This window comes from Pseudoalteromonas sp. R3, from assembly GCF_004014715.1.
GTDB lineage: Bacteria > Pseudomonadota > Gammaproteobacteria > Enterobacterales > Alteromonadaceae > Pseudoalteromonas.
Genome location: NZ_CP034834.1, coordinates 516,107 through 541,835 on the forward strand (window position 1 = coordinate 516,107; position 25,729 = coordinate 541,835).

The following is a 25,729-nucleotide window of genomic DNA, read 5'->3' on the forward strand; positions in this document are numbered from 1 at the left end:
TGAATTATCCTTTGACCAATGCTGTTAATTCTAATGATTCGTTATTTTGTGAAATCTGGCAGGCTTTGCCCCAATGCTCTCCTTGTAAAGAGTCACAGATCCAATAACTGCCGCCCACTGAAACAAGTTCTGCTTCTAGCTTCTGGCAGTAAATACTTGCCTCATGATTCCCTTGCGCACCAGCGATAGCACGTCCTCTGAGTGTGCCATAGATGTGAATATTGCCGTCGGCAATGACCTCAGCACCATGACTGACAGCCCCCAGTACAATGAGGTCTCGATCCTTTGCGTAAATTTGTTGCCCAGAACGAACTGTGCTGTTGATAACCTGAGCGCCCAGATAGACTTCTTTTTCTACTACTTGCGTATCGGGATTTTCCTGAGTCACAGGTTTGACGTCTTTAGTATAGTTAAGTACGGACAGGCCTATTTCTTTCGCCTCAGCATTGTGCTGTTCTGTACCATTACATATACCAACCGGGTTCAATGCCAGCTCTGCGAGAATGCGTTTTAAATCGCTAAGGACAATGCCCTGTTCCTGAACGTCGGCGAGATTGATGACGATAGGTGCTCCCTTAAAAAATTTAGGAGCCTGGGAAATTTTATCACTCAGTTGTTGTTTTACATTGCCAAGGTCGGCGTCGAAGAGGTGTAAAACTGAGAGTGTAAACAGGTTTCCCTTCAATTCAAAAGACTGTGTAGACATAAGCGCTCAATACCAGTGCGAACTCTGATTAATATTGTTCTGACCCCGTACTCTGTACGTTTGAGAGTCGCAAAACTTTCCAAATATTATATAGGTCATGGTATAGTGCTGCTCTCAGATTAGCAAGATTTTATAGGGTTATAATGCTAGCCGCAGTATATAAAAGTAGTAAAAAAGCCGATACTTATCTTTTTATTGAAAAACGAGACGATTTTAGCAAAGTCCCTGACCCTTTAATGGCGACTTTTGGTACGCCAATATTCGTAATCATTGTGGATTTAGCAAAACGCACCAAACTCGGAGTTGCTGATTTAAGTAACGTTAAGCAAAAATTAATCGACGATGGGTTCTATTTGCAGCTGCCGCCTCCACAAGAAAATCTTCTGGACGAATTAAAAAGACAAAACGGAGTAAAAAGTGACTAAAACACTATCCGCAATATTAGTATCTTTATGTCTGGCATCGCAAACCGTTAAAGCAGATGATCAGGCACGCTTTGATAGTTACGTAGAAGTGCTAAAAGCTGAAGCCCTCGAAAGAGGCTATGAGCAGGCCCTGATTGAAAAGGCATTTAGTACGGTCAAATTCAAAAAGAAAGTGATTAAACAGGATAAGAACCAGCCCGAAATAGTCGAGACGCTGGAAACTTATTTGCCAAAACGTGTACCAGACTGGAAAGTTCAACGCGCAAGAAAGCTCTATAAAGAAAACAAAGAGCTGCTGAATAAGATCAGCAAAGACTTTGGTGTACAGGGCCGCTTTATCGTTGCTTTATGGGGACTTGAAAGTAGTTTTGGACGCGTACAGGGCGGTTACCCTGTGATAAGCTCACTCGTTACTTTGGCGTTTGACGGTCGTCGTGAAGCACTCTATAAGCGCCAGTTATGGGCCGCGCTTGATATTCTGAAAGATGGTCATGTTGATATCGATAATTTCAAAGGCTCATGGGCCGGAGCCATGGGCCAGTCACAGTTTATGCCGACTTCATTTAATTCTTATGCTGTTGATTATAACAATGACGGTAAAAAGGATATCTGGACCAGCAAAGAAGATGCATTAGCATCGATAGCAAACTACCTTAAAAGTGTGGGCTGGAATGATAATCTGACATGGGGTCGTCAGGTAAAATTGCCTGAGGACTTCCCGATTCAGTATGTGCTAAAACGCGGGTCGAAAAATCACAAGCAATGGCTGGAGTACTGGCGTGATTCTGAGCGCACACTCGAAGAGTGGCAAAACTTAGGTGTAAGACGTACAGATGGCACTGATCTGCCTAAGGTAAATATTAGCGCCGCTTTAGTAATGCCGGATGACATAAATGGTCGTATGTACCTGGCTTACAACAACTACAAAGCGCTAATGAACTGGAACCGAAGCTACTATTTCGCAACCAGTGTAGGCTATTTATCAGATCGTATTGGTTACCCCAAAATTTAATCATTTATATAGAACACTAAAATAAAAAAGGCAGCGTGCGGGCTGCCTTTTTGGTTGGGCTAATGCAAGTGAAAATCAGTAGTAGCTCAGGTCCTGTGTTTTCCCCCAGAAAACCCGGTAAGAAAATAATGTGTAGCCAATGATGGCTGGGACCACCAGCACCACGCCGTAAAGCATGAAGGTCAGAGCTGACGGATCGGCAAGGGCGTCGAATATGGTGAGCGTTCCCGGCACAACGTAAGGGAAGAAGCTATACACCAGGCCAAAAAAGCACAGTAGAAATATGATGACTGTGATTGCAAAGGGTAACCAGCACCCATGGTTTGGGTTACGTTCAAGCTTGACCAGTACCCTGTCTTGTAATATGAAAAGAACCATGCAGAACAATGGCAGTGGCAACAGTAACAGGCTAAGTTCGTTGCCAAACCAGCGCGCTTGTACGTAGGCGTTGATCAGCGGGTTGACCATAGAAACGGCCAGTACACCCAATAAAGCAATAAGATTACTCAATCGGCACCAGCGGATGGCTGAACTTTGTATTTCACCTTCGCATTTCATGATCAACCATCCAGCGCCTATTAAAGTGTAAGCTGCGATAACGCCGACGCCACTTAGCGCGGCAAACAGATGGCTTGCAATGCTGTGCTCAAACGACATCACATACAAACCCAGCATATAACCTTGGGAAAATGCAGTGATCAGACTGCCCAACCTGAAGCAGCGGTCCCAGGTCCTGCGATAGCGGGTTTTTGCTTTAGCACGAAAATCAAACGCGACACCTCTTAATATTAGACCCAACAACATAAACGCGATGGGTAAGTAGAGTGCCTGTAAGATAATCGAATGTGCAGTAGGAAATGCGATTAATGCAAGACCAACAGCCAGTACCAGCCAGGTTTCATTGGCATCCCAGAAAGGGCCAATAGAAGCTATCATAGTATCTGCTGCAGACTTATTGTTACCTGGCAGCAAAATACCGACCCCCAAGTCATAGCCGTCCAGTACAGCATAAACGATAATCGCCAGAGCCATCAGGGCGCTGTAGAGCAAAGCAAGATATTCAGCGCTAAACATATTGGCCTCCCTGAACCTGTGTTGTCTGATACTCTTCAACTTGAACGGCATTGCGCGCGGTGTAGAACAGCGTTTTTATGTAAGCTGCCAGCAAAACTGCATATAAAGTCAGGTAACCAATCAAGGTCAGCAAGACGTGTTCACTGGGTACATTCGTAACCAGCTCCTCAATTTTTACCAGACCACTGACCATAAACGGCTGGCGACCAATTTCTGTGACATACCAGCCAGCCAGCGTGGCTATCCAACCTGAAAATGTCATGGCGACTAAAGCTTTCAGCTGCCAGGTCGGTAGGGTCGAGCGTTTCCATAAGGTATAACGGGTCACTAAGGCGACGAGTATCATTAAAACGCCTATCCCAACCATGATTCTAAAACCAAAAAATACAGGTTTAACCGGCGGGTGTTCCCCTTTAAATTCATTAAGTCCCTTAATTTCGCCTTCGGCCTCGTGCGTCAGGATCAGACTAGCCAGCTTGGGAATAGCGATTTCAAAGTGATTGGTTCTGGTTTGCTCATCCGGTATGGCAAAGAGCAACAACGGCGCACCTCGTTCGGTTTCCCATACACCTTCCATCGCGGCTACTTTTTGTGGTTGGTGCTCAAAGGTGTTCAGACCGTGCAAATCACCGACAAACATTTGCATCGGGGCGAGCAGGGCTGCGACCGTCAGCGATATTTTTAAGGTAAGTTTAGGGGCGTGCTTGTGATCCTCTTTAAGCAGTCGATACGCGCTTATTCCAGCCATCAGAAAAGATGCGGTGAGCCCGCTTGCCAGCAACATATGAAAAAAGCGATAACCAAATGACGGATTAAAGATGATCTCAAACCAGTCTTTGGGATAGAACACCCCATCTACAAGCGTGTAGCCAGTCGGAGTTTGCAACCAGCTGTTCAAGGATAATATCCAAAAAGCCGACAGGGTAGTGCCTATAGCGACTATGAGTGTTGCAAAGGTATGCAGTCGCGGACTGACACGCTTCATGCCAAACAGCATAATGCCCAAAAAGGTGGCTTCCATAAAAAAGGCGGTGAGCACTTCGTAACCAAGTAAGGGTCCTGCGATATTGCCAATACGCTCCATAAATCCGGGCCAATTGGTGCCAAATTGAAAAGACATGGTGATACCACTAACGACGCCGAGCGCAAAAGTGAGGGCAAATATTTTTACCCAAAATCGATAGGCTCTGAGCCATACCGCCTCGCCGGTTCGGTCGTAACGGAACTTGAAGAACACCAGAAACCAGGCCAGAGCAATGGTGATGGTAGGAAAAAGAATATGAAAGCTTATATTTGCCGCAAATTGAATACGCGACAACATTAGGGTATCAAGCATGACGCACCTCGCATATTATATCAGCCTGGCCGAGTCCAGATCAGGTAAAACGGTTTCGCTGATACGACTGTAGCGCGCGGGCACGAACCGCGCACAATGAAGAAGTCCTTTTCATCAGCCACTCGTTTAGGACTTTCTGAGTAGCTTGTCCTTTAAATCGATGACCTTGCTTACTGAAGAGCCCAGTTTCATCAAGGATTGCAACTGCTCGGGTGTGAGCCGTTGCAGTTCAGCAGACCATTTAGTGACTGTTTCCAGTAAGTCGTGGATGGATTGCATTTGTTCTTGCGCGTACTTTTCTTCTGGAGAATTCGCGCTGTCTAGAATTTGGTCTCTTAACAGGGTCAGGGTTGGGTCAATTTCGCGTTTACGACGCTCTTCAAAAACACGGTTTGCCAGATCCCAGATACTGCCATTTGGCGAGTAGTATTCTTTTCTGTCGCCGGGAATATGATGAACCTTAACCAGTTGCCATGATTGCAGCTCTTTGATGCCCATGCTGACATTGCCTCTTGAGATTTTGAGAGCTTCAGCAATCTCGTTGGCCGTTAGAGGCTTCTCATTGATGACAAGCAGGCCAACCATTTGACCAATGGTGCGGTTGAAGCCCCAGCGGCTTCCCATCTCTCCGCAGTGGAGAACGAAGTTTTCGATTTTTGGTGATAGCTGCATTTTGAAAGTTTCAGTAATTATTGAAACTTTAATATATAGTGCTGATTGATTTGGATCAAGCCATAAATCAAACTAATTTAATGAGTAAGAGAAGATAAAAATGGGAAAGCATGGATGTCTACTTTCCCATCGGTTGAAGGATGTTCTTATCTTGGGGTTTAAGCATTTACTAAGCGTGTTTGCCTGTTTCCCAGCGTTCATTCAGCAAAGTCTCGCCTGCGTCTATGGCGCCCGGCTCCAAAGTGGTTGCCATAGAGTCATTCCAGCGGTTCAAATAGCCAAATAAGGCGATGACGCCAAGGATCTCTACAATTTCGCCATCATCCCAGTGTGCCTGCATAGCGGTTTCAATGTGTGCATCCACTGCATTGGGTACACTTGATGCCGCAAGAGCAAATTCAAAAGCTGCTTTTTCTGCGTCGGTGTAAACTTCACTGTCACGGAACTGCCAGATTTGCTCCAATCTTTCGTCAGTACCGCCATAACGCTGTGCTGCAAGTATAGTATGTGCTTCACAGTAACGGCATCCAGTGTTTGCACTGGTTATGTAACCTATCAGTCTTTTAAGCTCTGAAGTGACACGACCATGGTTTTCCATAACTGCTTTGTTCAGGTTTATGAAAGCGCGAGCTATGGCTGGTCGAATTTGCATGGTGAGTACACTGTTAGGGCAAAAACCAAGTGTCTCATTAAAAAACTTTGCTAATTCTGCGACTTCCTGATCATGTTCTTGTGACAATGGGTTAACTAAGGGCATACTGTTTTCCTGTTAATGTTTATATGTTGCATATGCAACAACTATATGTGTAGAGGTACAAATTGTCCAGTGACAATGAAATGAAAATTGCTATTGCCAACAGAAAACATGCTTTGGCGGTAACAAACCCAAAAAAAGATGCACTCGATCTGGCTGCCCACGTGCCTTTTCAGGTTGCTGTTGTAAGTAACCTTTTATCACTTGACCGTGATCCGGTTATTCGCTCTTTGACTGAGCTTAATACCCGGGAATTGAGGGTGTTGCTCAACGTGGGGTCATACGGGCCAATTACAGCTGCTGAAGTAAGTTATCAATCGCGGCTTGACCCCTATTCAGTTACACGGGCTGTAAATGCTTTACTTAAGCTTGGACTGGTCCAGTCAACAGAGATTACAGGCAAAAGTAAGCCTGTTGTACTAACCGCGGAAGGCGAAAATGTTTACTACGAAGTCACAGCACACGTGCGTAAAAGAGAGCAGATGCTGACAGCGCATATGACTGAAGATGAAAAGGCCTTACTTGAGACCCTGTTGATCAAACTGGAGCTAACAGCAGAAGAAATATTGGCAAACGAAGTGACTGAGATGGAAGCACAAGGGCAAGTGGTGACCCGCGACCACAAAGAAATGCTACGTTGGCATAAACGTAGCAGACACGGTTAATTAGAGCACGTCCATGCGGTCGATAACAACCTCCCGGCTGTCGAACAAGCAGCGAGCTGAGTCATAGCTAAAGGTGTCAAGATAACGACCGTTGATGATTTTTGTTGTAGCTGGTTGAGTCTTGTTCTTTAGTAGCAGGATGAAATGTGATTCTGCTTCAAGTTGGTCTTTATTAGGATAGAACCGGGATGAAGTCATCATATGAACGGTATTCGTGTTGTTACGTGCTTTATTAAAGCGCTCGACGATTTGAGCCTTACCATTGAGTGTTATATTGAGTTTCTCAACGTTAAAACGCGCGTTGTCAGTAAACAGTTCAGCGTACTGTTCGGATGTGCCATTGTCACGTATTTGCGGGTACGCATAGACAAGTGCTTTGCAACTGCTTTCTTCGGCTGGGCGGTCGAGCGATGCACAACCACTCATAAAGAGTAGTGGCAGGAGTAGACGATACATATGTACAGCCTCTGTTAATTATGTGTGTGCGGATGATCGCACAAAACTAATCAGGGTCCAAGGCTGGAATGTGAGTCACTTCAGTGCTTTTTATGCGCTTGTTTGCTCTCATTTCTGAAAGCTTCTCGAGCGGCAATCATACGGTATCCAAGGGCGCAAGCAATGTACACTAACACTAATGCGCTGCCTGCGAGTAAGGTCTCTTTATCCTGAACGAACATCCATAACATTGCCAACGCAATACTCGCGAAAGTAAAGTGTGTAACGAGTGGGTTCATTCTGGCTTTCTTTTTCATTTTGGTAAAACTGACTTGGCTAAATATCGAACATATTATAAATCACATTATTCAAATGTGATAGTAATTTCTGTTTTTTATTATTTTGGGTGGTTCTAAAGTACTGCCTATTTAGTTCTTCCTCATCCTTTTCTTAATGTCATTTGTATTTTTACGAAAGTTGGATTCCAAGATAGAATTGGAAAAGAATTAGGCACAGAGAATTTGACCCAGAATAAGTTCTTTATCCTGCAATATTTTACAATACTATAGGTCGCAACGACCGTGCTTGAGATAGGGAGGATATAGTGAAAGTAACAGTACGCAGAAAGCTAGACCTTAAGCAGCTTATCTTATTGTTGGTAAGTGCCGGAATTGTGTTGTCCGTTTTTAGTGCACTTATGGCAAGCTATCGTGTACACGAGCGTGCTTTTATTAAAGACACTTTGGCATCGAATCAGGCTTATGCTGAAAAGCTTGCAGAAGTTACAGAGCTGTTCTTAGAATCCTTGAATAGTCAGTTGCGAGTCAGTGCAGGTCATATTGCAAATCACTTTGAGGACCGCGATGCGATAGATGCAGAGTTAGCACGTCTACTGGCTCAAACCAATAGCTTTGACTCTTTGGTTGTCATAAATGCACAACGCAAAGTGATCTCAGCTCAGCCTTCTAGCCTGGAGCTAACGGGACATACCCTAGACTCGTCTTTGGCAATACCCATTGAATTAAAAGCGCCCTATATCCTCGATCCATTCGTATCACCGGCGGGCAATCTTATGGTGAGTCCGACATTTCCAATTTTCGCCAGCGACGGCGCCTATCTTGGGTTTATTGCGGGAGGAATTTACCTGCAGGGCGACACCATCCTGAACCAGCTTCTGGGTACGCATCATGTATCTGAACATTCATATGTGTATGTAATAGATAAGGATAAGCGACTTATCTACCACAAAGATAATCAGCGAGTAGGCGAACGAATAGTCGGAAACCTTGCGGTGAATAAGGTACTTAAAGGCGAGTCAGGTGCGGCAGAAGCCTTAAACAGTCAAGATGTAAATATGCTCGCTGGGTTTGCCCCAGTATCCAGTACAGGCTGGGGAATTGTGAGTCAACGTTCGCTGAGTAGTATCGTTGCTGAACTGGACGTGACACATAAAAATGTTCTCTATTCGACCTTGCCATTCGCGCTGGCCATCTTATGCGTCACTTTAATTGCAGGGTTTGTCATTGCCAGACCTCTTGCTCAGTTAGCGCAAAACGTTAGCTCTCTCAGCCCCGGCAACCTGCGTTGTATTGATCAGACGCCGGCCTGGTTTTTTGAGGCTGAAAACTTAAAATCGGCGATCCTCAATAGTTCTGAGCTGCTAGGTCAGGAGATAAAGGAACTTGAGCAAGACAGAAAAATGGATCCATTGACTAAACTCAATAACCGCTTCGCCATGCAACTTTGGCTCGATAATGTGAAAACAATGCAATATCAGTTTTCAGTGCTTGCTTTAGATGTGGATCACTTTAAATCCATTAATGACGAGTTTGGTCATGCGGTAGGCGACGATGTGTTATGTGCACTTGCAGGTGTTATGAAGAAAAATGCGAGATGCCATGACTTTGTCTGTCGCAGCGGAGGTGAAGAGTTTCTGGTTTTTATGCCGTTTGTTGACGAAAAGCGAGCTTATAGTATTGCTGAGCGTTTACGTATTGCAATAAGTGAACAGCCGATGTCGATTCCGAGGCAAGTCACGGTTTCAATTGGCATAGCCAGTTGGGTGGTAAATCGCCAAAGTATTAAAGAAACGCTTGAGATGGCTGACAGGGCTCTCTATCAGGCCAAGCGCAGCGGCCGTAACAGAACATGCCGTGCACAAGTCCACTGTGACGCCGCTAATAATGATGTTGCGCAACATGCTGTTTAAAGGAAGTATGTAAAAAACATTGTACTGTTTTATAAAGGAGTGTTTGAACCTGATACTGTGTTGTGATATGAATAATATCATATTACTGGTCAGACGTTATAATTAACGCACTAATCTGATCACAACATGCACAGGGATTGACGATGCTAAGAAAAAAGTTCGATTTATTGATCTGTATCGAGAATAAGACTTGCTTTTAATTCTATCATTGCAATTTATTAAAATACCTGTTGATATTGAAAACAATAAAATATAAGAACTTAGCCGAAAAATGACTTTTTCATTCAGTACTTTTTACAATTTGTGCAGCAGCGAGGCGCGCTATGAACTGGCGCTCGATTTGATCTATGAGAAATTCAAACCGGCGCATTGCTTGATTGGCAAATTTATTGATGCCGACACTCGAGTTAAAACGGTTGCTTATTCTGTAGATGGGAAAAGGTCAAATGATATCATCTATGATCTCGAGGGAACGCCCTGTAATGATGCTAAAACCAGCCAAGGCGTGTGCTCTATTAGCTGTAATCTTCAGCAGATGTATGCGGAAGATGAAATCCTAAAAATATTTGATATCGATGGTTATCTTGGCGTCACGTTACGTGCGCTTGATCATAAGCCCATCGGTATTATGGTCTGTCTATTTGATGAAAAAGTAGAGGTAAGTGATGAGGACCGTCATTGGTTTAGGGAGTTAAGTTTACTCGTCGGGGCAGAGCTGAATCATAATCTAGAAATTGCAGCACAGCAGATACTGGTTAAACAATTAGCCAAAGGCGAACGAATTGCAAAGCTGAGCTCCTGGACCTGGAATATCAGCCGAGACAAGCATGTGTTCAGTCACGAAATGCGCCGCTTGCTACAGCACAGAGAAGAAACCCTGACGTTAGACGACTTTACGGATTGTTTAACAGAAGCGGACCAAAAACGGCTCAGAGTGATTATCCAAAAGCTTCGAACAGGTCATTTAGATTATATTGATGTTAATGTCACGCATAAAAAGCGCACTAACTTAAGGGGCTTATACAGGATCATAGGTCGTGTAGAACAGTGTGAGGAACAGCGTGATGAACGGGTATTTAGTGCTACGGTGCAGGACGTTACCTACATCTATTCTTTGAATAAGCAGCTGGAACTAACCAATGTTGTGTTCGAGCATGCTACTGAAGCTATTATGATCACCGATGGTGACAACAAGATCATTATGGTGAACAGGGCCTTTGAGCGCCTTACGGGTTATACAGGTCACGAGTTGATGGGACGAGATCCCTCCGTACTGTCTTCCGGTCAGCATAGTAACGATTTTTATCATCAAATGTGGAACAGTTTGATGAGTGCAGGCTGCTGGAAAGGTGAAATATTTAACCGGCGGAAAAACGGTCAAATCTTTCCTGAAGAGTTAACACTTAGTCTGGTTAAAGATGAACAAGGCGAAATACTCAATTATGTTGCTATTTTCCGGGATATTACGGAGTGGAAGCGCAACGAGGCGCAGCTAACCTTTTACGCAAACCATGAACCTCTAACCGCATTGCTGAACCGGCGTTGTTTCATCGATATAGTCGAAGAAAAAATATCTGCCAGCCGCAGTCTGCATACACCCTGCTCTTTGTTGTTTATTGGCCTTGATCACTTCAAGGAAGTGAACGATATATACGGCCCCGAAATAGGTGACAAAGTCCTTGTTTCGGTTGCAAAAAGGCTTAGGAACGGGATCAGAGAGAACGATACGATATCCCGTTACGGTGGCGACGAATTTGCTATTTTGCTTGACAACACAGACGTGAAAAGTGCGTTGCAGGTTGCAAAAAAACTCAGTGATAAGATTAAACAGCCCTACGTTTTCAACGAATTGACCGTTGAACTCAGTGCAAGTACTGGGATCGCACAACTAGAAAATAGGGGCAGAATTACCGCTGCTAAATTTATACGCAATGCAGCGCATGCACTAGAAAGTGCGAAGAAAACTCATCGAGGACATGTTGCTCTACATAATGCAGCTATCCAAAATGCATATCTGAACAAGATCAAGCTTAAGGACAAGCTTAAAGCTGCATTGAAAGCAAATTTACTGACTGTTTACTATCAACCTATAGTTGATGTACAGCGCAGAAAAATAGTCAAATTTGAAGCGCTGGTAAGGTGGTTCGATGATGAACAGGGTATGGTGTCACCTGGTACCTTTATTCCCATCGCGGAGGAATTCGGCTTAATCCATATGATAGGCCAGTTCGTATTGGAAAAAGCCTGCCAGGACCTTAAAGTGTTACATCTTCACGGGTATGAGGATGTCAGTATTTCTATAAACCGCTCAGTTAATGAGTTTAAGACCAGCAATGATCAGTTCAAGCTGGTCACTGAGGCTATTTCCAACGCTGACGTCCCGTTTGAAAAAGTAACACTTGAAGTCACAGAGTCTATGGCGACAAATCGTTACACCTGGGAGCTACTTTCCAAATTAAGAGAGCAGGGTGTGAAAATTGCGCTTGATGACTTTTGTACTGGTTATTCTTCTCTCAGCCATCTGATAGAAAATCAGGTCGATTACTTAAAGATAGATAAATCGTTTGTGGATAGCCTGATGGCAGACAGAAACAAAAAGGTGATGATCAGCTGTTTGCTTAATCTTGCCGAAGAGCTGGGTATTAAAGTTATCGCTGAAGGTGTTGAGTCTCAGAGTCAGTTGACTATGCTTGAACAACTGGGTTGTCATCATATACAGGGTTTTTATTATAGCCCTGCACAGCCGTTATCTGCTTGCCTGAGGTTGTTACAAGAGTTTAATTCTGGGCAAGTGTTTAACGATGAACTTATGTATATCAGTAAGTCGTCACAGCAACATTAACGAGCAGGGGCCAAAGACGGCCCCTTTTCTTTACCTTAAATAAGGCTTTAGGATGTCTAACAGTGCATTGAGATGATCATCTCTGTCGTTTAATGCCGGGATATAATGATAAGTTTCACCACCGGCTTCCATGAAGTATTCGCGGTTTTCCTCTTCCAGCTCTTCGAGTGTTTCAAGACAGTCTGCACTAAAAGCCGGACTTAAGATAGCGACTTCTTTAACGCCTTTCGCTGCCAGTTCTTTTAGCGTGACGTCGGTATAGGGTTGTAGCCATTCTTCACGTCCGAATCGGCTTTGGAAAGTCGTCATGACTCTGTCTTTATCTAGCTTTAGATGCTCACAGACCAGACGCGTGGTCTGGTGACAAAAACAATGATACGGATCACCGCTATCTAAAAATCGTTTCGGTGTACCATGATAAGAAAAAAGCAGCTTCTCAGGTAAACCATGCTTATCAATGTGTTCCTGCACCGAATTAGCCAAAGCTGTAATATAACTCGGCTGTTTGTGATATCCGTTTATAAAACTGAGGCTTGGAACCCAACGCCATGTTTTGAGCACATTGGCAATTGCATCAAATGTTGAACCCGTCGTCGCACTTGAGTATTGCGGATAAAGGGGGAATACAACGATATTAGTGATCCCTTTTTCTCGAAGTGCTTCAAGACCACTTTTAATTGATGGATTGCCATAGCGCATTGCCATCACGATTTCGACATGCTTATAGTCTTGTTCTTTCAATAAGGCTTGAAGCTTATCACACTGATCTTGTGTTATCTGAACGAGCGGTGATCCGTTCTCTGTCCAAATACTGGAGTAGGCTTTCGCGGAACGACTTGGTCTGATCCTCAAAATGATGCCATGTAGTATCAACCACCAAAGCACTCTGGGAAGTTCAACAATACGCGGGTCTGACAAAAACTCTCTTAAGTAATTTCTTAATGCAGGGGCCGTTGGTGCGTCAGGGCTACCCAGGTTGGTTACCAGAACTCCGATTTTTTCATTAAATCTGTTCTCATGCGGGTTATCAGTTATTGCAGAAAGCTTTGGCACTCACGGCTCCTTTGGTGTGTTCTTCTAGCCCTGCTATTCTACATAAAAGGCTAGAGTGAAAAAACGATTTTTGTTTATACGTGTTTGGCATCACACTGGATCTAGTTATTTTGTCTTAAAAAATCGGCAAAATATAGATTTGTTGTTGCAAAAACAGCGCATTAGTCGTATTTTCTCGCTCCGCAACAGCAATTTACAGCAAAGAATTTGAGTTAACAATGCGATTAAACCACCCGGTCACGAATCAGGAAAAGCGCTTTTCCGCAGACACCCGACTTATTTCAGTGACAGATCTGAAAGGGACGATACTGGATTGTAACGAACATTTTGTTGAAGTCAGTGGCTACTCTAAAGATGAACTGATAGGACAACCACATAATCTCGTTCGCCACCCAGACATGCCAGAACTCGCATTTAAGACCATGTGGGACCAGCTCAAGGCCGGTAAACCATGGATGGGTTTAGTCAAGAACCGCTGTAAAAATGGTGACCATTATTGGGTAAATGCTTATGTCACTCCGATGACTCAGGATGGTAAAATTATCGGATATGAATCAGTTCGTAGTTGTCCTGATCGTGCGTCTGTTGAGCGAGCAGAAGTGTTGTACAAACGCGTTAAATCGGGACAGCGTGATGGAATTAAGTTACCAAAGCTACGCTCTATCTGGTCCTCGTTAGCTGTAGTTATTGCGATTTTACTCTATATGTCTGCTGGCGAAGCAATCGGGTTTACCTGGTTGGTTGTTAATACACTCGCATTATTTGCGTACAACACCTATCGAGATAACGAGCAGCTAAGTCGAATTGATAAGGTGATGTCTCATAGTTTTTGTGATGATATAGCGACTCAGGTTTACTCTCCCTGGACAGGTAAGATGGCCCAGTTGCATGTTAAGTTATTGAGCGAGCGCGCTCACCTGGACACCATAATCACTCGCATCGAATTTGCTGCAAAAGGGGTTGCCAGTGGCGCCACGATTAGCAATTCAAAAAGTATTGAAACGACGGAGTGTTTGAGTAGACAGCAGCTTGAAACTGAACAAGTTGCGACAGCTATGAATGAAATGGCCACCACAATTAACGAAGTGTCTCATAGCGTTCAGGCTAGTTCTGAAGATGCTAAAGGGGTACTGATACTTGCACAGGAAAGTGCCCGAAGTTCTGAAGAAACCCGTGCTTCAATCGAGAACCTTGGTGCGACAGTGGTTGATATCAAAGACTCGGTGCTAGGTGTCGCTAAACAAACTTCTAAAATAGCGGAAGCTGCGCAGATAATTGAGCAAATCGCTGAGCAAACTAATTTACTTGCTTTGAACGCGGCAATAGAAGCTGCTCGGGCAGGGGAGCAGGGGCGGGGCTTTGCGGTTGTGGCCGATGAAGTACGCCATCTGGCGCAAAGAACACAAGAGTCTACGAAAGAGATCCATGCAATAATTGAACAGTTGACTCAAAGTACCCAAAACGCTGAGTTTATAGCGCAGCGAGGAGAGGATGAATCTCGTCAGGGGATAGAGCAACTTTCTCAGTCTTCCATGAAACTGGAAGGTATCTATCAGCTGATAGAGAAAATAAGTGCCAGTAGTATGCAAATTGCCACTTCTGTAGAAGAGCAGGCTGCTGTTTCTGAAGATATTAACCAGCAAGTTGTCAACATTGCCACGTTAGCAAATACCAGTGTTAGCAGCTCTAATGAAATGCACGTGATCAGCGAGGAGCTGACCACAGTTGCAAATGATATGTATGAGCTGGTGGTACGCTTTAAACGCTAAGCTTTAATCAGGATCCTAAAGGGGGTGGGTTTTTGTGTTTCTAACTGTTGCAGTTTGGCAACAGTTGCTTCTGTGAAAATGTGCCCCTTAGGTAACAGCATGATCCCTTTGTGGCTATGAATAGCCAGCCCAAGCTCCATACCCGGTTCAAGAGCTTGAGCACTAATGATGTTCATTGACCCAACCTGGCTTGTAGTTGACGTGTCGGCTTTTATCGCTTGTTCAAGTGCTAAGACTACTTTGGGGTGGTAGAACGACCCGCTATACATTTTAATAATTTCAAGTGCATGTACACGCTTGGTCTCAATATCTCCCTGATTTTTTGTAAGATTTTCTACATAATCTCTTGCAGCAGCGAGTATTTGTGCACCAATAGGAATTTGTTTGCCTTTAAGCCCTTTTGGGATCCCCTGACCGTTATATTTTTCAAATTGATGATATATTGCTTCGCCAACATCACTCAGGTGCTGAGCAGGCATCAGCATAAGCTGTGCGGTCGCCGGATGTGTAAAAAATAACTTTCGTTGCTCTGAGCTGAGCTGTTCAAGTGGCTTATCGTACAATACAGGGTCCATAGCCAGTAGCCCGACCTGTGCCAGATAACCAGCCATTTTTGTCAGCTGTACCACTTTGTCTCCCAGGCCCAGCTTTTGTGCGACTAATCCACTCAGGGTAGCAATTTGTTTAGCCATGTTCGCGTCTATGTAAGGGTTGGCATTGATGAAGTTATAAAGTAGTTCTACCGTTGCTCTGTGTTCATCCTGCTCGCGTTTGTTGGCTGTTTCTAATTGGCGCAGTACAGTGCGGATCTGAGCGGTTCGCTTTTCGACTAATTCTTCGAGATTGCCGTTTAATATTTTTAACTGTGCATTTTGATTGCTTATAGCAGTCTGAAGCTCGGCATTGTATTGTTTGAGGCGATACTTCTCTGCCGCATCTTTGATAACATGAATGAGCGCTTCATTTTGCCAGGGTTTTTGAAGAAAGTTATGGATTCCACCTTCATTGATGGCTGCAATCGTAGAGTCCATATCTGCATAGCCAGATAATAATATACGCTGTGATTGCGGAGAAGCTTGCCTGGCTTTTGTCAAAAACTCCACGCCATCCATTTCGGGCATACGCATGTCCGAAATAATGACCTCATAGTCATGCTCAGCTAGTGCCTGTAACGCTTGCTCGCCACACTCAAACAAAGACACTTCCATGCCTGCAAAGCCGAGTGTTCTTCTGAGCACTTTTAGAACGCTAGGCTCATCATCAAGGCACAATACTCGAATAGGGCCTGTGGGAGGAGCAATCGTAACTTGCTGTGGATCGTGTTCAACCATATATCAATTAGCTAAAGCAATAGATAATATAAAAATTAGTCTAAACTTTGTTTTATAACAATTGCTGCAGCGAGTTTGCTGTTAAATCACCCCTGCTAAGGAGCAAACAATGAAAGGCATTATATTTCGTAGTTTAGAGGAGTTGGTTGTCAAAAATCTGGGTATGGGTGAATGGAATACGTTATTGGACAAGCATAGCCCGGCCCACCGTAGCTATGTTTCAGCTGTATCCTACCCCGATGAAGAGCTGTTTGCGTTGGCAAATGGTGTAGCAGAAAAAATGGCTTTGCCATTACCGGATGTGCTGGGCGTATTTGGACGGTTTTTGTTTGGCTCGTTGGCTGCCAAGCACCATGCTGTGCTTGAACCGTTGAATACATTTGAGAAATTAATTCTTGCCATCGATAGCGTGATCCATGTTGAGGTTGCAAAACTCTACGATGAACCCAACTTACCCAAAATTGATGCCAGGGTCATCGATGAAGGACAAATTCTCGTAGATTATCGTTCTCCAAGAAAATTGTGCTTTTGCGCAGAAGGGCTCATTTACGGAGCTGCGGACCATTACAACAAAAAAATTGAAATATCCCACGCCAGTTGCATGCATGAAGGGGACGAGCACTGTCGTTTTGTGATCAATATATTGTCTTGAGCAGCATAAAGTGCGAAGAGCCAGAATAAGTGACTACGTAAAGCAACTGAGAAGCTGATAACTATTTGTATATTTGCCTATGTGGGATCTGGAGGGTTAGTATGTCAAACGAAAGCAACGAGTACTACAAAGCATATCTTAGAGAGAAGCAAGCTCGCGATGAGCTTGAAACCTTGCTGGAAGACAAAACCCGTTCTTTGTACCTCGCAAATCAAGAGTTGGAAGCAAATCTTGCCCAGCTAAAGCGTCAACACGCCGCAATTTTGCAAAGTGAAAAAATGGCAACCCTTGGCGTAATGTCTGCCGGCGTCGCCCATGAAATCAATAACCCGCTAGCTTACATAAACGGTAACATAGGCACACTTGGACAAGTTGCAAAAGGGGTTGCTGATTTAATCAAGGCCAGCGAGTCTTTCTCGATGAATGCTTCAGATCAGGACGAATTTAAAGAAACATTTACGCGACTGGAATCGCAGTATCAGCTGTGTTTTTTTGCCGAAGATGCACAAGATTTAATTGATGATTGTCGGGATGGTTGCCAGCGAATAGCAACTATCGTTGCCAGCTTGCTTGATTTTGCCAGACCTAAAAACAACGAATTTGTCATGGCTGATATGACTGAGGCCATCGACAGCGCTCTGGGTTTGCTTGCAAATCAGCTTAAACATATAGAGTTGAATGTAAAGAAATCCGATATTCCAATGAGCTACTGCAATTTGGCCGCGCTTAATCAGGTCTTCATTAACCTATTAATGAATGCCAAATATGCCTGTGAGCAGGCTAAATCAGATGGCGTGTGTGCTTCCCCTGCGATTGAGCTTCATATCAAAAAGGTTGGTAAGCAAATTGTTGTAGAAGTGAAGGACAACGGTGTCGGTATAGCCCAAGACACAATCGCGCATATTTTCGAACCATTCTTTACAACCAAACCTGTGGGGCAGGGAACGGGTATGGGGCTGGCCGTCGCCTATGGTATTGTTTCTGAACACAATGGCACGATCAAAGTTGAAAGCTCAGAGGGTAAGGGTACTACAGTGACCGTTGCTATCCCCGTAAACCATGTCAAATAATCAAATTCTTGTTCCCGCAATCTAAACGACGACTTTATTGGAACGTTAGTTTGTCCCTAAAAAGTGCATGCTTATTCGGCATCTTAAACTGTTAACCTTTACGTTAACTAGATGTATACATACTGATCTTGGTTGATTTGCATATAACTAATACATATAAGATATTCCTTTTACTTTTTCTGTTTCAGTCTTGTTTTGGATTAGATAAATTTATCCGAAACCATAAGTTTTTCTTTTCAATGTTTCTATTTTGCACTTAACTGATTGTTCTTATAGCAATAGAAGTAAGTATATGAACTGTCATATATGAATTTAACTCACTTAATAAAGAGAAGGGGCGAGTAACAAAAAGTCCATTCATTTGAATAATTGCTAGTTAAAAAGGATGGTTTTTATCTTTTTTCAGATTAAAAAGTAGTCATGCTTACGTTGACGTACTCAAATTCTATGTTAGCTTTACTTTAAAAATGTTAATCACTAAAACAGTAAAGGTTGAAGAAAGTATGAAAACGAGAAACAAATTCAAGATGGCAATGCAGCTCAGTGCAATCGCCATTGCGATCGGCTCAACACAGGCTAACGCATATGATTGTACCGGGCTAAACCCTTGGGAATCAGGTAAAGCATATACAGGCGGTCAGCAAGTTGAGCAGAATAACAACGCCTATGAAGCTAACTGGTGGACTCGCTCCGAACCTGCGGCTAATTCAGGTGACTGGCAGGAATGGACTTGGTTGGGCCAGTGTGACAGCGTTGTCGAAAATAACCCACCTGTGGCCAGTAACTTACAGCCAGTTTCGGGTTCTGAGTTCGTAGAAAATGACAGCGTTGCCATAAGCGTAAAAGCAGTCGACTCTGATGGCACTGTGAGCAAAGTTGAGTTCTTTGTCGATGGCGCTTTGATTGCCACTGACGTAAACGGCACCGCAGATATGTTTGATGCACAGTGGAGTGCCAGTGTCGGTACCCACGACATTAGCGCAACGGCATATGATGACAAAGGAGCAGCGTCTAATGTATTGACTAGTCAAATCCTTGTGAAGCCAGTTGATACAGGTAACAAGGCTCCAGAAGCACAGTTACTTATAAAGAGCCAGCCTGCTGAACTCGTTGTAGGTTCACAAGTTGTTTTTGGTCTGTCCGGAAGCGATGTAGACGGTCAGGTGACTAAGTTGACGTTTACGGTAGATGGTGTCGATGTTGTTACTACAAATGGTACCGCGACCGATCACACATGGACCGCACAACAACTGGGTCCGGTCAGCTTTACGTTAACTGTTACAGATGACAAAGGGGCAACTTCTAGTGTGTCTCAGACATTGACTGTTGTAGAGCAGGGGCAAGGTGGACGTGATGACTGTAAACCTGAAGGCTTGTTCCAGACTCCCGGAGTGAATACGCCTTACTGTACTATTTACGACGTAAACGGACGAGAAAAAATGGGCAATGACCATCCTCGTCGCGTGATCGGCTACTTTACCAGTTGGAGAAATGGCGCAAATGGCCAACCATCCTATTTGGTTAATGACATTCCATGGGACAAAATAACGCATATTAACTACGCCTTTGCGCACGTTGACGCAAACAACAAGGTATCCATTGGCGACCCAACGGCTGCTGGTAATCCGGCAACGAATATGGAATGGCCTGGAGAGGCTGGCGCAGAAATGGATCCTGCACTGCCATACAAAGGTCACTTTAACCTGCTGAACAAGTACAAAAAACAACATCCTGACGTAAAAACACTGATCTCTGTTGGCGGCTGGGCTGAAACGGGTGGCTACTTCGGCAGCGACGGTAAGCGAGTCAACAGCGGTGGCTTTTACACTATGACCACTAATGCCGATGGCAGCGTGAATCAGGCTGGCATAGATGCATTTGCGGCCAGTGCTGTGGAGTTTATTCGTACTTATGGTTTTGATGGTGTTGATATTGACTATGAATATCCAACCTCAATGAACGACGCAGGTCACCCGGATGACTTCCCAATCTCAAACGCATTACGTGCCGGGTTGAATGCCTCTTATCAGGTGCTGATGAAACGTTTACGTGAAGAGCTTGATAAAGCGGGTCAACAGGATGGTAAGCACTACATGCTAACTATTGCGTCACCTTCTTCTGGCTACTTGCTACGTGGTATGGAGACATTCCAGGTCACTAAATATCTGGATTACGTCAATATCATGTCTTACGACTTACATGGGGCGTGGAACCAGCATGTAGGCCACAATGCTTCTTTGTTTGACACAGGTGAAGATTCTGAACTCAAAGCATGGAATGTCTATGGTACCGCTGAATTTGAAGGTATTGGTTATCTGAACACGGACTGGGCAGTTAAATATTTCCGTGGCGCTTTGTCCGGTGGTCGTATCAATATCGGTATTCCTTACTACACCCGTGGTTTCCAGAATGTACAAGGCGGTACAAACGGGCTTTGGGGCCAGGCGGCATTCCCGGACCAAGCGAACTGTCCACCAGGTACCGGAAAAGGTGAAAAGAATAAATGTGGTAACGGTGCCGTAGGTATTGACAACCTTTGGCATGACAAAAATGACGTGGGCCTTGAAGTACCAGCGGGTTCTAACCCATTGTGGCATGTGAAAAACCTGCAATCAGGCATCGTTGCCAGTTACCTGGCGGATTACGGCTTGACGCCGGACACAGATCCCGCAGACAGATTGACCGGAACATACGCTCGTCATTATGACTCTGTGGCTGTTGCCCCCTGGCTGTGGAATGCTGAGAAGAAAGTATTCTTGTCGATTGAAGATGAAGAGTCGATGGGTACCAAGGTTGATTATGTTATTAACAATGGACTTGGCGGCATCATGTTCTGGGAGCTGGCCGGAGATTTCGATTACGACGCTACAAAGGGCGAGTACTTTATGGGCTCAAGCCTGACCACGTTAGCTTATAACAAGTTTAACCAGTCCGGCGCGCCATACGATATCCATCCTGGTGATGTGAGCTTCCAGGTACCTGCGGAATCAGTAGACGTCAGCTTTACAGCAAAAGACTTCCCGTTAGGCGATGATAACTATCCAATCGCGCCAACGTTCTCATTTACCAATAACTCAGCCATTGACTTGTCAGGGGCTAAGATAACCTTCGATGTGCCAGTAGCGACTTCTGCGATTTTCAAGTCTAACTGGAACGCCCAGGAAAAACTCGGTATGGCGGTTGAAGTGAATCGCTCTAACGCTGCCGGCAACAATATCGGTGGATTTGAGAACGAATTCCATCGCTTTTCAATCACTCTGGTCGATGAGTGGGGAAATATTCCTAAGTCTTTCGCACCAGGAGAAACTGTTAACGCCCAGGTGATGTACTACATGCCAATTACAGGTCCGGTTAACTTCGTCGCAGAAAAAGATGGCAAACGTTACGCGTTTAAGTTTGAGTACCCGAAACTGCCGGATGCGAAACCGGGTGATGGTAATGGGGGACCTATCACAAGTTGTGAAGGCGTGCCTATATCACAAATCAGTGTTTATCCTGAGTTTCCAAAGGGAAGCCACGCAGCCCAGGGAGATCTCATCATCGACGGCAACGGTGTATATAAAGCGAAGTGGTGGAGCAATAAGCAACCATCAGTGAGCTCTGATTATACCAAGGTTTGTAGTTTGTAACCGATTAACTAACTAGGTTCAGGGGCTTCGGCCCCTATGAAAGAGGCAAGTTATGAAGACATATACATCTTTTTCGAAACAGACTGCGATGGGTGCACTTGTGTTTAGCGCTTTGAGTTACAGTGAACTAGCTGTAAGTCATGGCTATATGGATTTTCCTATGGCAAGACAGGCTATCTGTGAAGACCAGGGGGGTATTGGTGGCCAGAAGATGGTTCCAATATTCCCAATGCAGCATGTCGCGCAGCTTACCTGGAGTCTGGTTATGTCCAGTTTATTCAGGAGCATGAGTTTGCGGTTAATACACCCGATTATAACAACCAACAAGCGGTTGAAAAAAACATTCCAGATGGCACCTTGTGTGCAGCAGGTTCGCACGAAAAACGCGGTATGAACTTACCTTCTGCAGATTGGCAGACAACTCAAGTCAGACCAAACGCTGCAGGAGAGTTAGCAATACGATTCCATGCTACAACCCCACACAACCCTAGCTTCTGGAAATTTTATCTGACCAAGCCAGAATTCAACCCTGCAACAGATGTGATGACCTGGGGTAGCCTGGATCTTATCACAGAAGTCGGCAACGTTGATTTTGTTAAAGACCCTGATGGAAAACGCATATATGAAATGACCATTCAGATCCCGCAGGGCCGAAGTGGTGATGCGATTCTCTATACTCGCTGGCAGAGAAATGACGTCGTTGGTGAGGGGTTCTATAACTGTAGTGACATTAATATCGTGACTGATACTCAGCCAAATGACTGGTTCTCAGCTGGCTATTTTATCACCAGAGGCCAGACAGCTAATGTTGGTGACCTGATCTGGGCAAGAGTATTCGACCAAAATGGTCAGGAGATAGTGAAACATTCTTTAGCTGTAACCGCACAAAACCAGTCGAGTTGGACAAGTGTTTTGGCAGGCCAACTCAATACCACTTATGCCAGTGATGTCCAGGTTGGTGTAAAACAATCAAACGGTGATGTGGTATTTGATGAAGCTAACTTGCTAAGTAACGAAGTATTCGTAACGGATGCCGCCTTTACCTATAACCTGACAATCGTACCCAAAGCTCCGAATACGCCGCCGACAGTCCATCAACCGGACCCGGTTGTAATGGATGAAAATAGCCAAGTCCAGGTTCATGTGCACGCGTTTGACGACGAGCAAACTGAACTGACCTACAACTGGTCACTGCCATCCGGGCTTACGATGACAGGAAGCGGGGCTACCGTCACACTGCAAAGCGCTGAGATATCGGCAGACACTCAGTACACGGTTTCAATCGCCGTATCAGATGGCGAGCTAACCACATCCAGAGACCTAAGCGTAACGGTTAAAGATATTCCTGTGTCTACGCATCCAAAGTGGCAGGCTTCTGACACGTATGTCGGTGGAGATAAAGTCTCTCACAATGGCAAAAACTATGAAGCTAAGTGGTGGACCCGCGGCGAAGAGCCAGGTAAAGCCCAGGTATGGAAAGCACTTTAGCCTGGCAAATCAGTTTTAAGCAGTACCAATAAATCACCCCTTGGGGTTTGGATATAACATGTAAATAAGGTTGAGAAAGTAATGAAGATTAAACAGATCAGTACGGCAATAGGCCTTGCGCTAATGAGCGGCTCAGTTCTAGCGGCGCCTTCAACACCTAGCTTGAGCTGGGAACCTCAGGTCTATTCTTTTGTAGATGTTCTACTCGATGGCAATGGGTCATATAAAGACCTGGTAACCGCTAAAGACAAGGTAGATATACAGATTAAGTGGAATGCATGGAGTGGCACAGGTGGTGACAGCTATAAAGTGTATTTCGACAATCAGCTCGTCAACGAAGGCACACTAACGGCAGGTACCAAAAGCGGCACTATCACTTTCCCTTACATGCAATCTGGCCGCCATACGCTATATGTAGAGCTGTGTGATAGCACTGGCTGTGCGAGAAGTGCTGGTAAAGAGATTGTCATAGCAGATACAGACGGTGGTCACTTAGAGCCATTACCTATGGATGTCAATCCTAACAACCGTAATAACGGTACTATCCCGGGCAAGGTAACTGGTGCGTATTTTGTAGAGTGGGGTATTTATGGCCGTGACTTTGACGTGACTAACATCCCGGCACAGAATCTAAGCCACCTGTTATATGGCTTTATACCGATTTGTGGTGCCAATGAATCACTGAAAGAAATTGAGAATGGCAACAGCTGGCGTGCATTGCAAAAAGCATGTGCCGGAACACCTGATTATGAAGTGGTGATCCATGACCCCTGGGCTGCTATTCAGAAAACATTGCCTGGCGTAAGCCAAAACGACCCGATCCGTGGTACTTACGCGCAGCTAATGGCACTTAAACAGCGTTATCCTGACCTGAAAATCTTACCGTCAGTGGGTGGCTGGACGCTCTCTGACCCATTCCATGGGTTTACTAACAAAGCAAATCGTGATGTGTTTGTCGCATCGATGAAAAAGTTCCTGAAAACCTGGAAGTTTTATGACGGGGTAGATATCGACTGGGAATTCCCGGGTGGTGACGGCCCGAACCCAGACTTGGGCGACCCTGTCAATGACGGTCCGGCTTATATCGCCCTGATGGCTGAGCTACGTGCCATGTTAGACGAGCTAGAAGCCGAAACGGGTCGTACATATGAGCTGACGTCTGCTATTGGCTCTGGTTACGATAAAATTGAAGACGTAGATTACCAGGCTGCGCAGCAGTACATGGACTACATCTTCGCAATGACTTATGACTTTTACGGCGGCTGGAACAATGTAACAGGTCACCAGACAGGTTTATATTGTGGCTCTCACTTAAGTCAGGATGAGTGTAACGGCACCGGTGTTGATGACAATGGGGAACCACGTAAAGGCCCGGCTTACACGGCGCATAACGCGGTCCAGTTGTTATTACAGCAAGGCGTAAACTCGAAGAAAATCGTCATGGGCGCAGCTATGTATGGTCGTGGCTGGGAAGGTGTGATGGATCAGAACACCACGATTCCGGGCAATCCAATGACAGCGCCAGGTAATGGTAAATACTCAGGCTCTACCTCGGAAGGCGTATGGGAGCCGGGTATCATGGATTACAAGGCCATCGCTGCTAATTTGGTGGGACCAAATGGCACAGGCCTCAATGGGTTTGAGGTTGGCTACGACGAGCAGGCTGAAGCAGCATACGTCTGGAACCGCAGCAATGGTAAGTTGTTGACGTTCGATAGTGCACGCTCTGTTGAAGCAAAAGGGCGTTACGTAAACTTGCACGATCTGGGTGGCTTGTTTGCCTGGGAAATCGATGCTGATAACGGCGATATTCTGAATGCCATGTACGATGGTTTGACTGGCGGTGTTCCAGTTAACAAACCGCCAGTTGTATCCGTTGAGAGCAATGTGACCGTTCAGTCGGGTGGCTCTGTCAATGTAACTGCAACAGCGTCAGATCCCGACAATCAACCACTGACGTTCGCCTGGAGTGCGTCAAATGCACTTACCCTGACGAACATAAGCAGTGCGACAGTGGGTGTAGCCGCGCCTGTAGTAACACAAGACACAGAGTACACATTAACCATTGCCGTATCAGATGGTGAAGCGACAACAACGCGAAATGTGAAGGTGTTGGTTAAAGCACCGTCGACTGGTAACGATGCGCCAATAGTAACGCCTATCTCAGCGGTTACACTTGTCGAAAACACCAGCACATCGGTGCAGGTTAATGCCACAGACCCTAATGGTGATGCATTAACTTACAGCTGGTCAGCAAGCAACGGTTTGAGCGTTAGTGGACAAGGGGCTACTGCGACGATTACAGCACCAGAAGTTACTCAGAACACCACTTATCAGGTAACAGTTGCTGTGTCTGACGGTATTGCTACTACGACAGTGTCATTTGATGTTAACGTCACGGATTCTGCGGTAGGCGCTGATCCTTGGGACCGCAGTAAAGTGTATGTCGGAGGTGACCGCGTTAGCTATCAAGGCAAGTTATACGAAGCTAAGTGGTGGACACGCGGCGAAGAGCCTGGAAAAGCGATGGTGTGGAAGGCACTTTAAGGTATGTTGATATCAGAAGCGGGAGTTTTTGCTTCTGATTGACCAAGGGATTGGCCAACA

Annotated in this window: 21 protein-coding genes; 12 read left to right on the plus strand and 9 right to left on the minus strand. The window is 45.0% G+C overall.

The features are described from left to right. Positions 1–4: 4 nt before the first annotated feature. Entirely contained in the window at positions 5–706 is a 702-nt protein-coding gene (gene minC / locus ELR70_RS01845) for a septum site-determining protein MinC (protein WP_054016621.1), read from the minus strand. A gap of 143 nt (positions 707–849) precedes the next feature. On the opposite strand from minC, the gene ELR70_RS01850 reads away from it, so the two are divergent. Then, positions 850–1,131 carry a YcgL domain-containing protein gene (locus ELR70_RS01850; protein WP_054016620.1) on the plus strand — a complete coding sequence of 94 codons (282 nt, stop codon included), beginning with the start codon at positions 850–852 and terminating at the stop codon, positions 1,129–1,131. Next, on the plus strand, positions 1,124–2,143 hold the full coding sequence (locus ELR70_RS01855; RefSeq protein ID WP_054016619.1) for a lytic murein transglycosylase: 1,020 nt from the start codon (positions 1,124–1,126) through the stop codon (positions 2,141–2,143). The genes ELR70_RS01850 and ELR70_RS01855 overlap by 8 nt, the downstream gene beginning before the upstream one ends. 75 nt (positions 2,144–2,218) lie before the next feature. Here the strand turns inward: ELR70_RS01855 and ELR70_RS01860 are convergent, their stop codons facing one another. The 4 genes from ELR70_RS01860 to ELR70_RS01875 all read right to left on the minus strand — a co-directional run bounded on the left by ELR70_RS01860 (position 2,219) and on the right by ELR70_RS01875 (position 5,982). After that, positions 2,219–3,217, minus strand: a complete 999-nt coding sequence (locus tag ELR70_RS01860) for a cytochrome d ubiquinol oxidase subunit II (protein WP_054016618.1) — start codon at positions 3,215–3,217, stop codon at positions 2,219–2,221. Next, positions 3,210–4,553, minus strand: coding sequence for a cytochrome ubiquinol oxidase subunit I (locus tag ELR70_RS01865; protein WP_054016617.1), 1,344 nt, complete (start codon positions 4,551–4,553; stop codon positions 3,210–3,212). The genes ELR70_RS01860 and ELR70_RS01865 overlap by 8 nt, the downstream gene beginning before the upstream one ends. A 126-nt stretch (positions 4,554–4,679) precedes the next feature. Beyond that, positions 4,680–5,225 (minus strand): GbsR/MarR family transcriptional regulator, encoded by a 546-nt coding sequence (locus ELR70_RS01870; protein WP_046005214.1) that lies wholly within the window; start codon positions 5,223–5,225, stop codon positions 4,680–4,682. Between the two features lie 169 nt (positions 5,226–5,394). Beyond that, positions 5,395–5,982: a carboxymuconolactone decarboxylase family protein gene (locus ELR70_RS01875; RefSeq protein ID WP_054016616.1), complete on the minus strand. Its 588-nt coding sequence runs from the start codon at positions 5,980–5,982 to the stop codon at positions 5,395–5,397. 80 nt (positions 5,983–6,062) lie between these two features. On the opposite strand from ELR70_RS01875, the gene ELR70_RS01880 reads away from it, so the two are divergent. Further along, positions 6,063–6,644, plus strand: coding sequence for a MarR family transcriptional regulator (locus ELR70_RS01880; RefSeq protein WP_235577127.1), 582 nt, complete (start codon positions 6,063–6,065; stop codon positions 6,642–6,644). Here ELR70_RS01880 and ELR70_RS01885 read toward each other — a convergent pair whose 3' ends face one another. After that, positions 6,645–7,100 (minus strand): nuclear transport factor 2 family protein, encoded by a 456-nt coding sequence (locus ELR70_RS01885; protein WP_054016614.1) that lies wholly within the window; start codon positions 7,098–7,100, stop codon positions 6,645–6,647. It abuts the gene before it with no gap. Positions 7,101–7,180: 80 nt separating this feature from the next. Then, positions 7,181–7,378 carry a hypothetical protein gene (locus ELR70_RS01890; protein ID WP_200908220.1) on the minus strand — a complete coding sequence of 66 codons (198 nt, stop codon included), beginning with the start codon at positions 7,376–7,378 and terminating at the stop codon, positions 7,181–7,183. A gap of 305 nt (positions 7,379–7,683) precedes the next feature. Between ELR70_RS01890 and ELR70_RS01895 the strand changes: the two genes are divergently transcribed. Then, the gene (locus tag ELR70_RS01895) at positions 7,684–9,288 is read left to right on the plus strand and encodes a sensor domain-containing diguanylate cyclase (protein ID WP_054016612.1); all 1,605 of its coding nucleotides are present in this window, start codon (positions 7,684–7,686) and stop codon (positions 9,286–9,288) included. A gap of 271 nt (positions 9,289–9,559) precedes the next feature. Further along, on the plus strand, positions 9,560–12,130 hold the full coding sequence (locus tag ELR70_RS01900; protein ID WP_054016611.1) for a GGDEF domain-containing phosphodiesterase: 2,571 nt from the start codon (positions 9,560–9,562) through the stop codon (positions 12,128–12,130). Positions 12,131–12,160: 30 nt separating this feature from the next. On the opposite strand, the gene hemH is transcribed toward ELR70_RS01900, so the two are convergent. Continuing rightward, entirely contained in the window at positions 12,161–13,183 is a 1,023-nt protein-coding gene (gene hemH, locus ELR70_RS01905; RefSeq protein ID WP_054016610.1) for a ferrochelatase, read from the minus strand. A gap of 218 nt (positions 13,184–13,401) precedes the next feature. Between hemH and ELR70_RS01910 the strand changes: the two genes are divergently transcribed. Beyond that, positions 13,402–14,952: a PAS domain-containing methyl-accepting chemotaxis protein gene (locus ELR70_RS01910; RefSeq protein ID WP_054016609.1), complete on the plus strand. Its 1,551-nt coding sequence runs from the start codon at positions 13,402–13,404 to the stop codon at positions 14,950–14,952. Here ELR70_RS01910 and ELR70_RS01915 read toward each other — a convergent pair. Further along, complete coding sequence (locus ELR70_RS01915; RefSeq protein WP_054016608.1) at positions 14,949–16,283, minus strand: HD domain-containing phosphohydrolase; 1,335 nt, start codon at positions 16,281–16,283, stop codon at positions 14,949–14,951. The genes ELR70_RS01910 and ELR70_RS01915 overlap by 4 nt on opposite strands. Positions 16,284–16,392: 109 nt before the next feature. Between ELR70_RS01915 and ELR70_RS01920 the strand changes: the two genes are divergently transcribed. The 6 genes from ELR70_RS01920 to ELR70_RS01940 all read left to right on the plus strand — a co-directional run bounded on the left by ELR70_RS01920 (position 16,393) and on the right by ELR70_RS01940 (position 25,669). Beyond that, a complete protein-coding gene (locus tag ELR70_RS01920) occupies positions 16,393–16,935 on the plus strand; it encodes a heme NO-binding domain-containing protein (RefSeq protein ID WP_054016607.1) in 543 nt (180 codons plus the stop codon). Between the two features lie 101 nt (positions 16,936–17,036). Continuing rightward, positions 17,037–18,005 (plus strand): ATP-binding protein, encoded by a 969-nt coding sequence (locus ELR70_RS01925; RefSeq protein ID WP_054016606.1) that lies wholly within the window; start codon positions 17,037–17,039, stop codon positions 18,003–18,005. Between the two features lie 503 nt (positions 18,006–18,508). Then, a complete protein-coding gene (locus tag ELR70_RS01930) occupies positions 18,509–21,634 on the plus strand; it encodes a glycosyl hydrolase family 18 protein (RefSeq protein ID WP_054016605.1) in 3,126 nt (1,041 codons plus the stop codon). Positions 21,635–21,686: 52 nt separating this feature from the next. Beyond that, positions 21,687–22,028 carry a hypothetical protein gene (locus ELR70_RS25820; RefSeq protein WP_347232120.1) on the plus strand — a complete coding sequence of 114 codons (342 nt, stop codon included), beginning with the start codon at positions 21,687–21,689 and terminating at the stop codon, positions 22,026–22,028. After that, a complete protein-coding gene (locus ELR70_RS01935; RefSeq protein WP_347232121.1) occupies positions 21,911–23,122 on the plus strand; it encodes a lytic polysaccharide monooxygenase in 1,212 nt (403 codons plus the stop codon). Before ELR70_RS25820 ends, ELR70_RS01935 begins: the two co-directional genes overlap by 118 nt. 81 nt (positions 23,123–23,203) lie before the next feature. Further along, positions 23,204–25,669 carry a glycosyl hydrolase family 18 protein gene (locus ELR70_RS01940; protein WP_054016603.1) on the plus strand — a complete coding sequence of 822 codons (2,466 nt, stop codon included), beginning with the start codon at positions 23,204–23,206 and terminating at the stop codon, positions 25,667–25,669. Positions 25,670–25,729 lie beyond the last annotated feature (60 nt).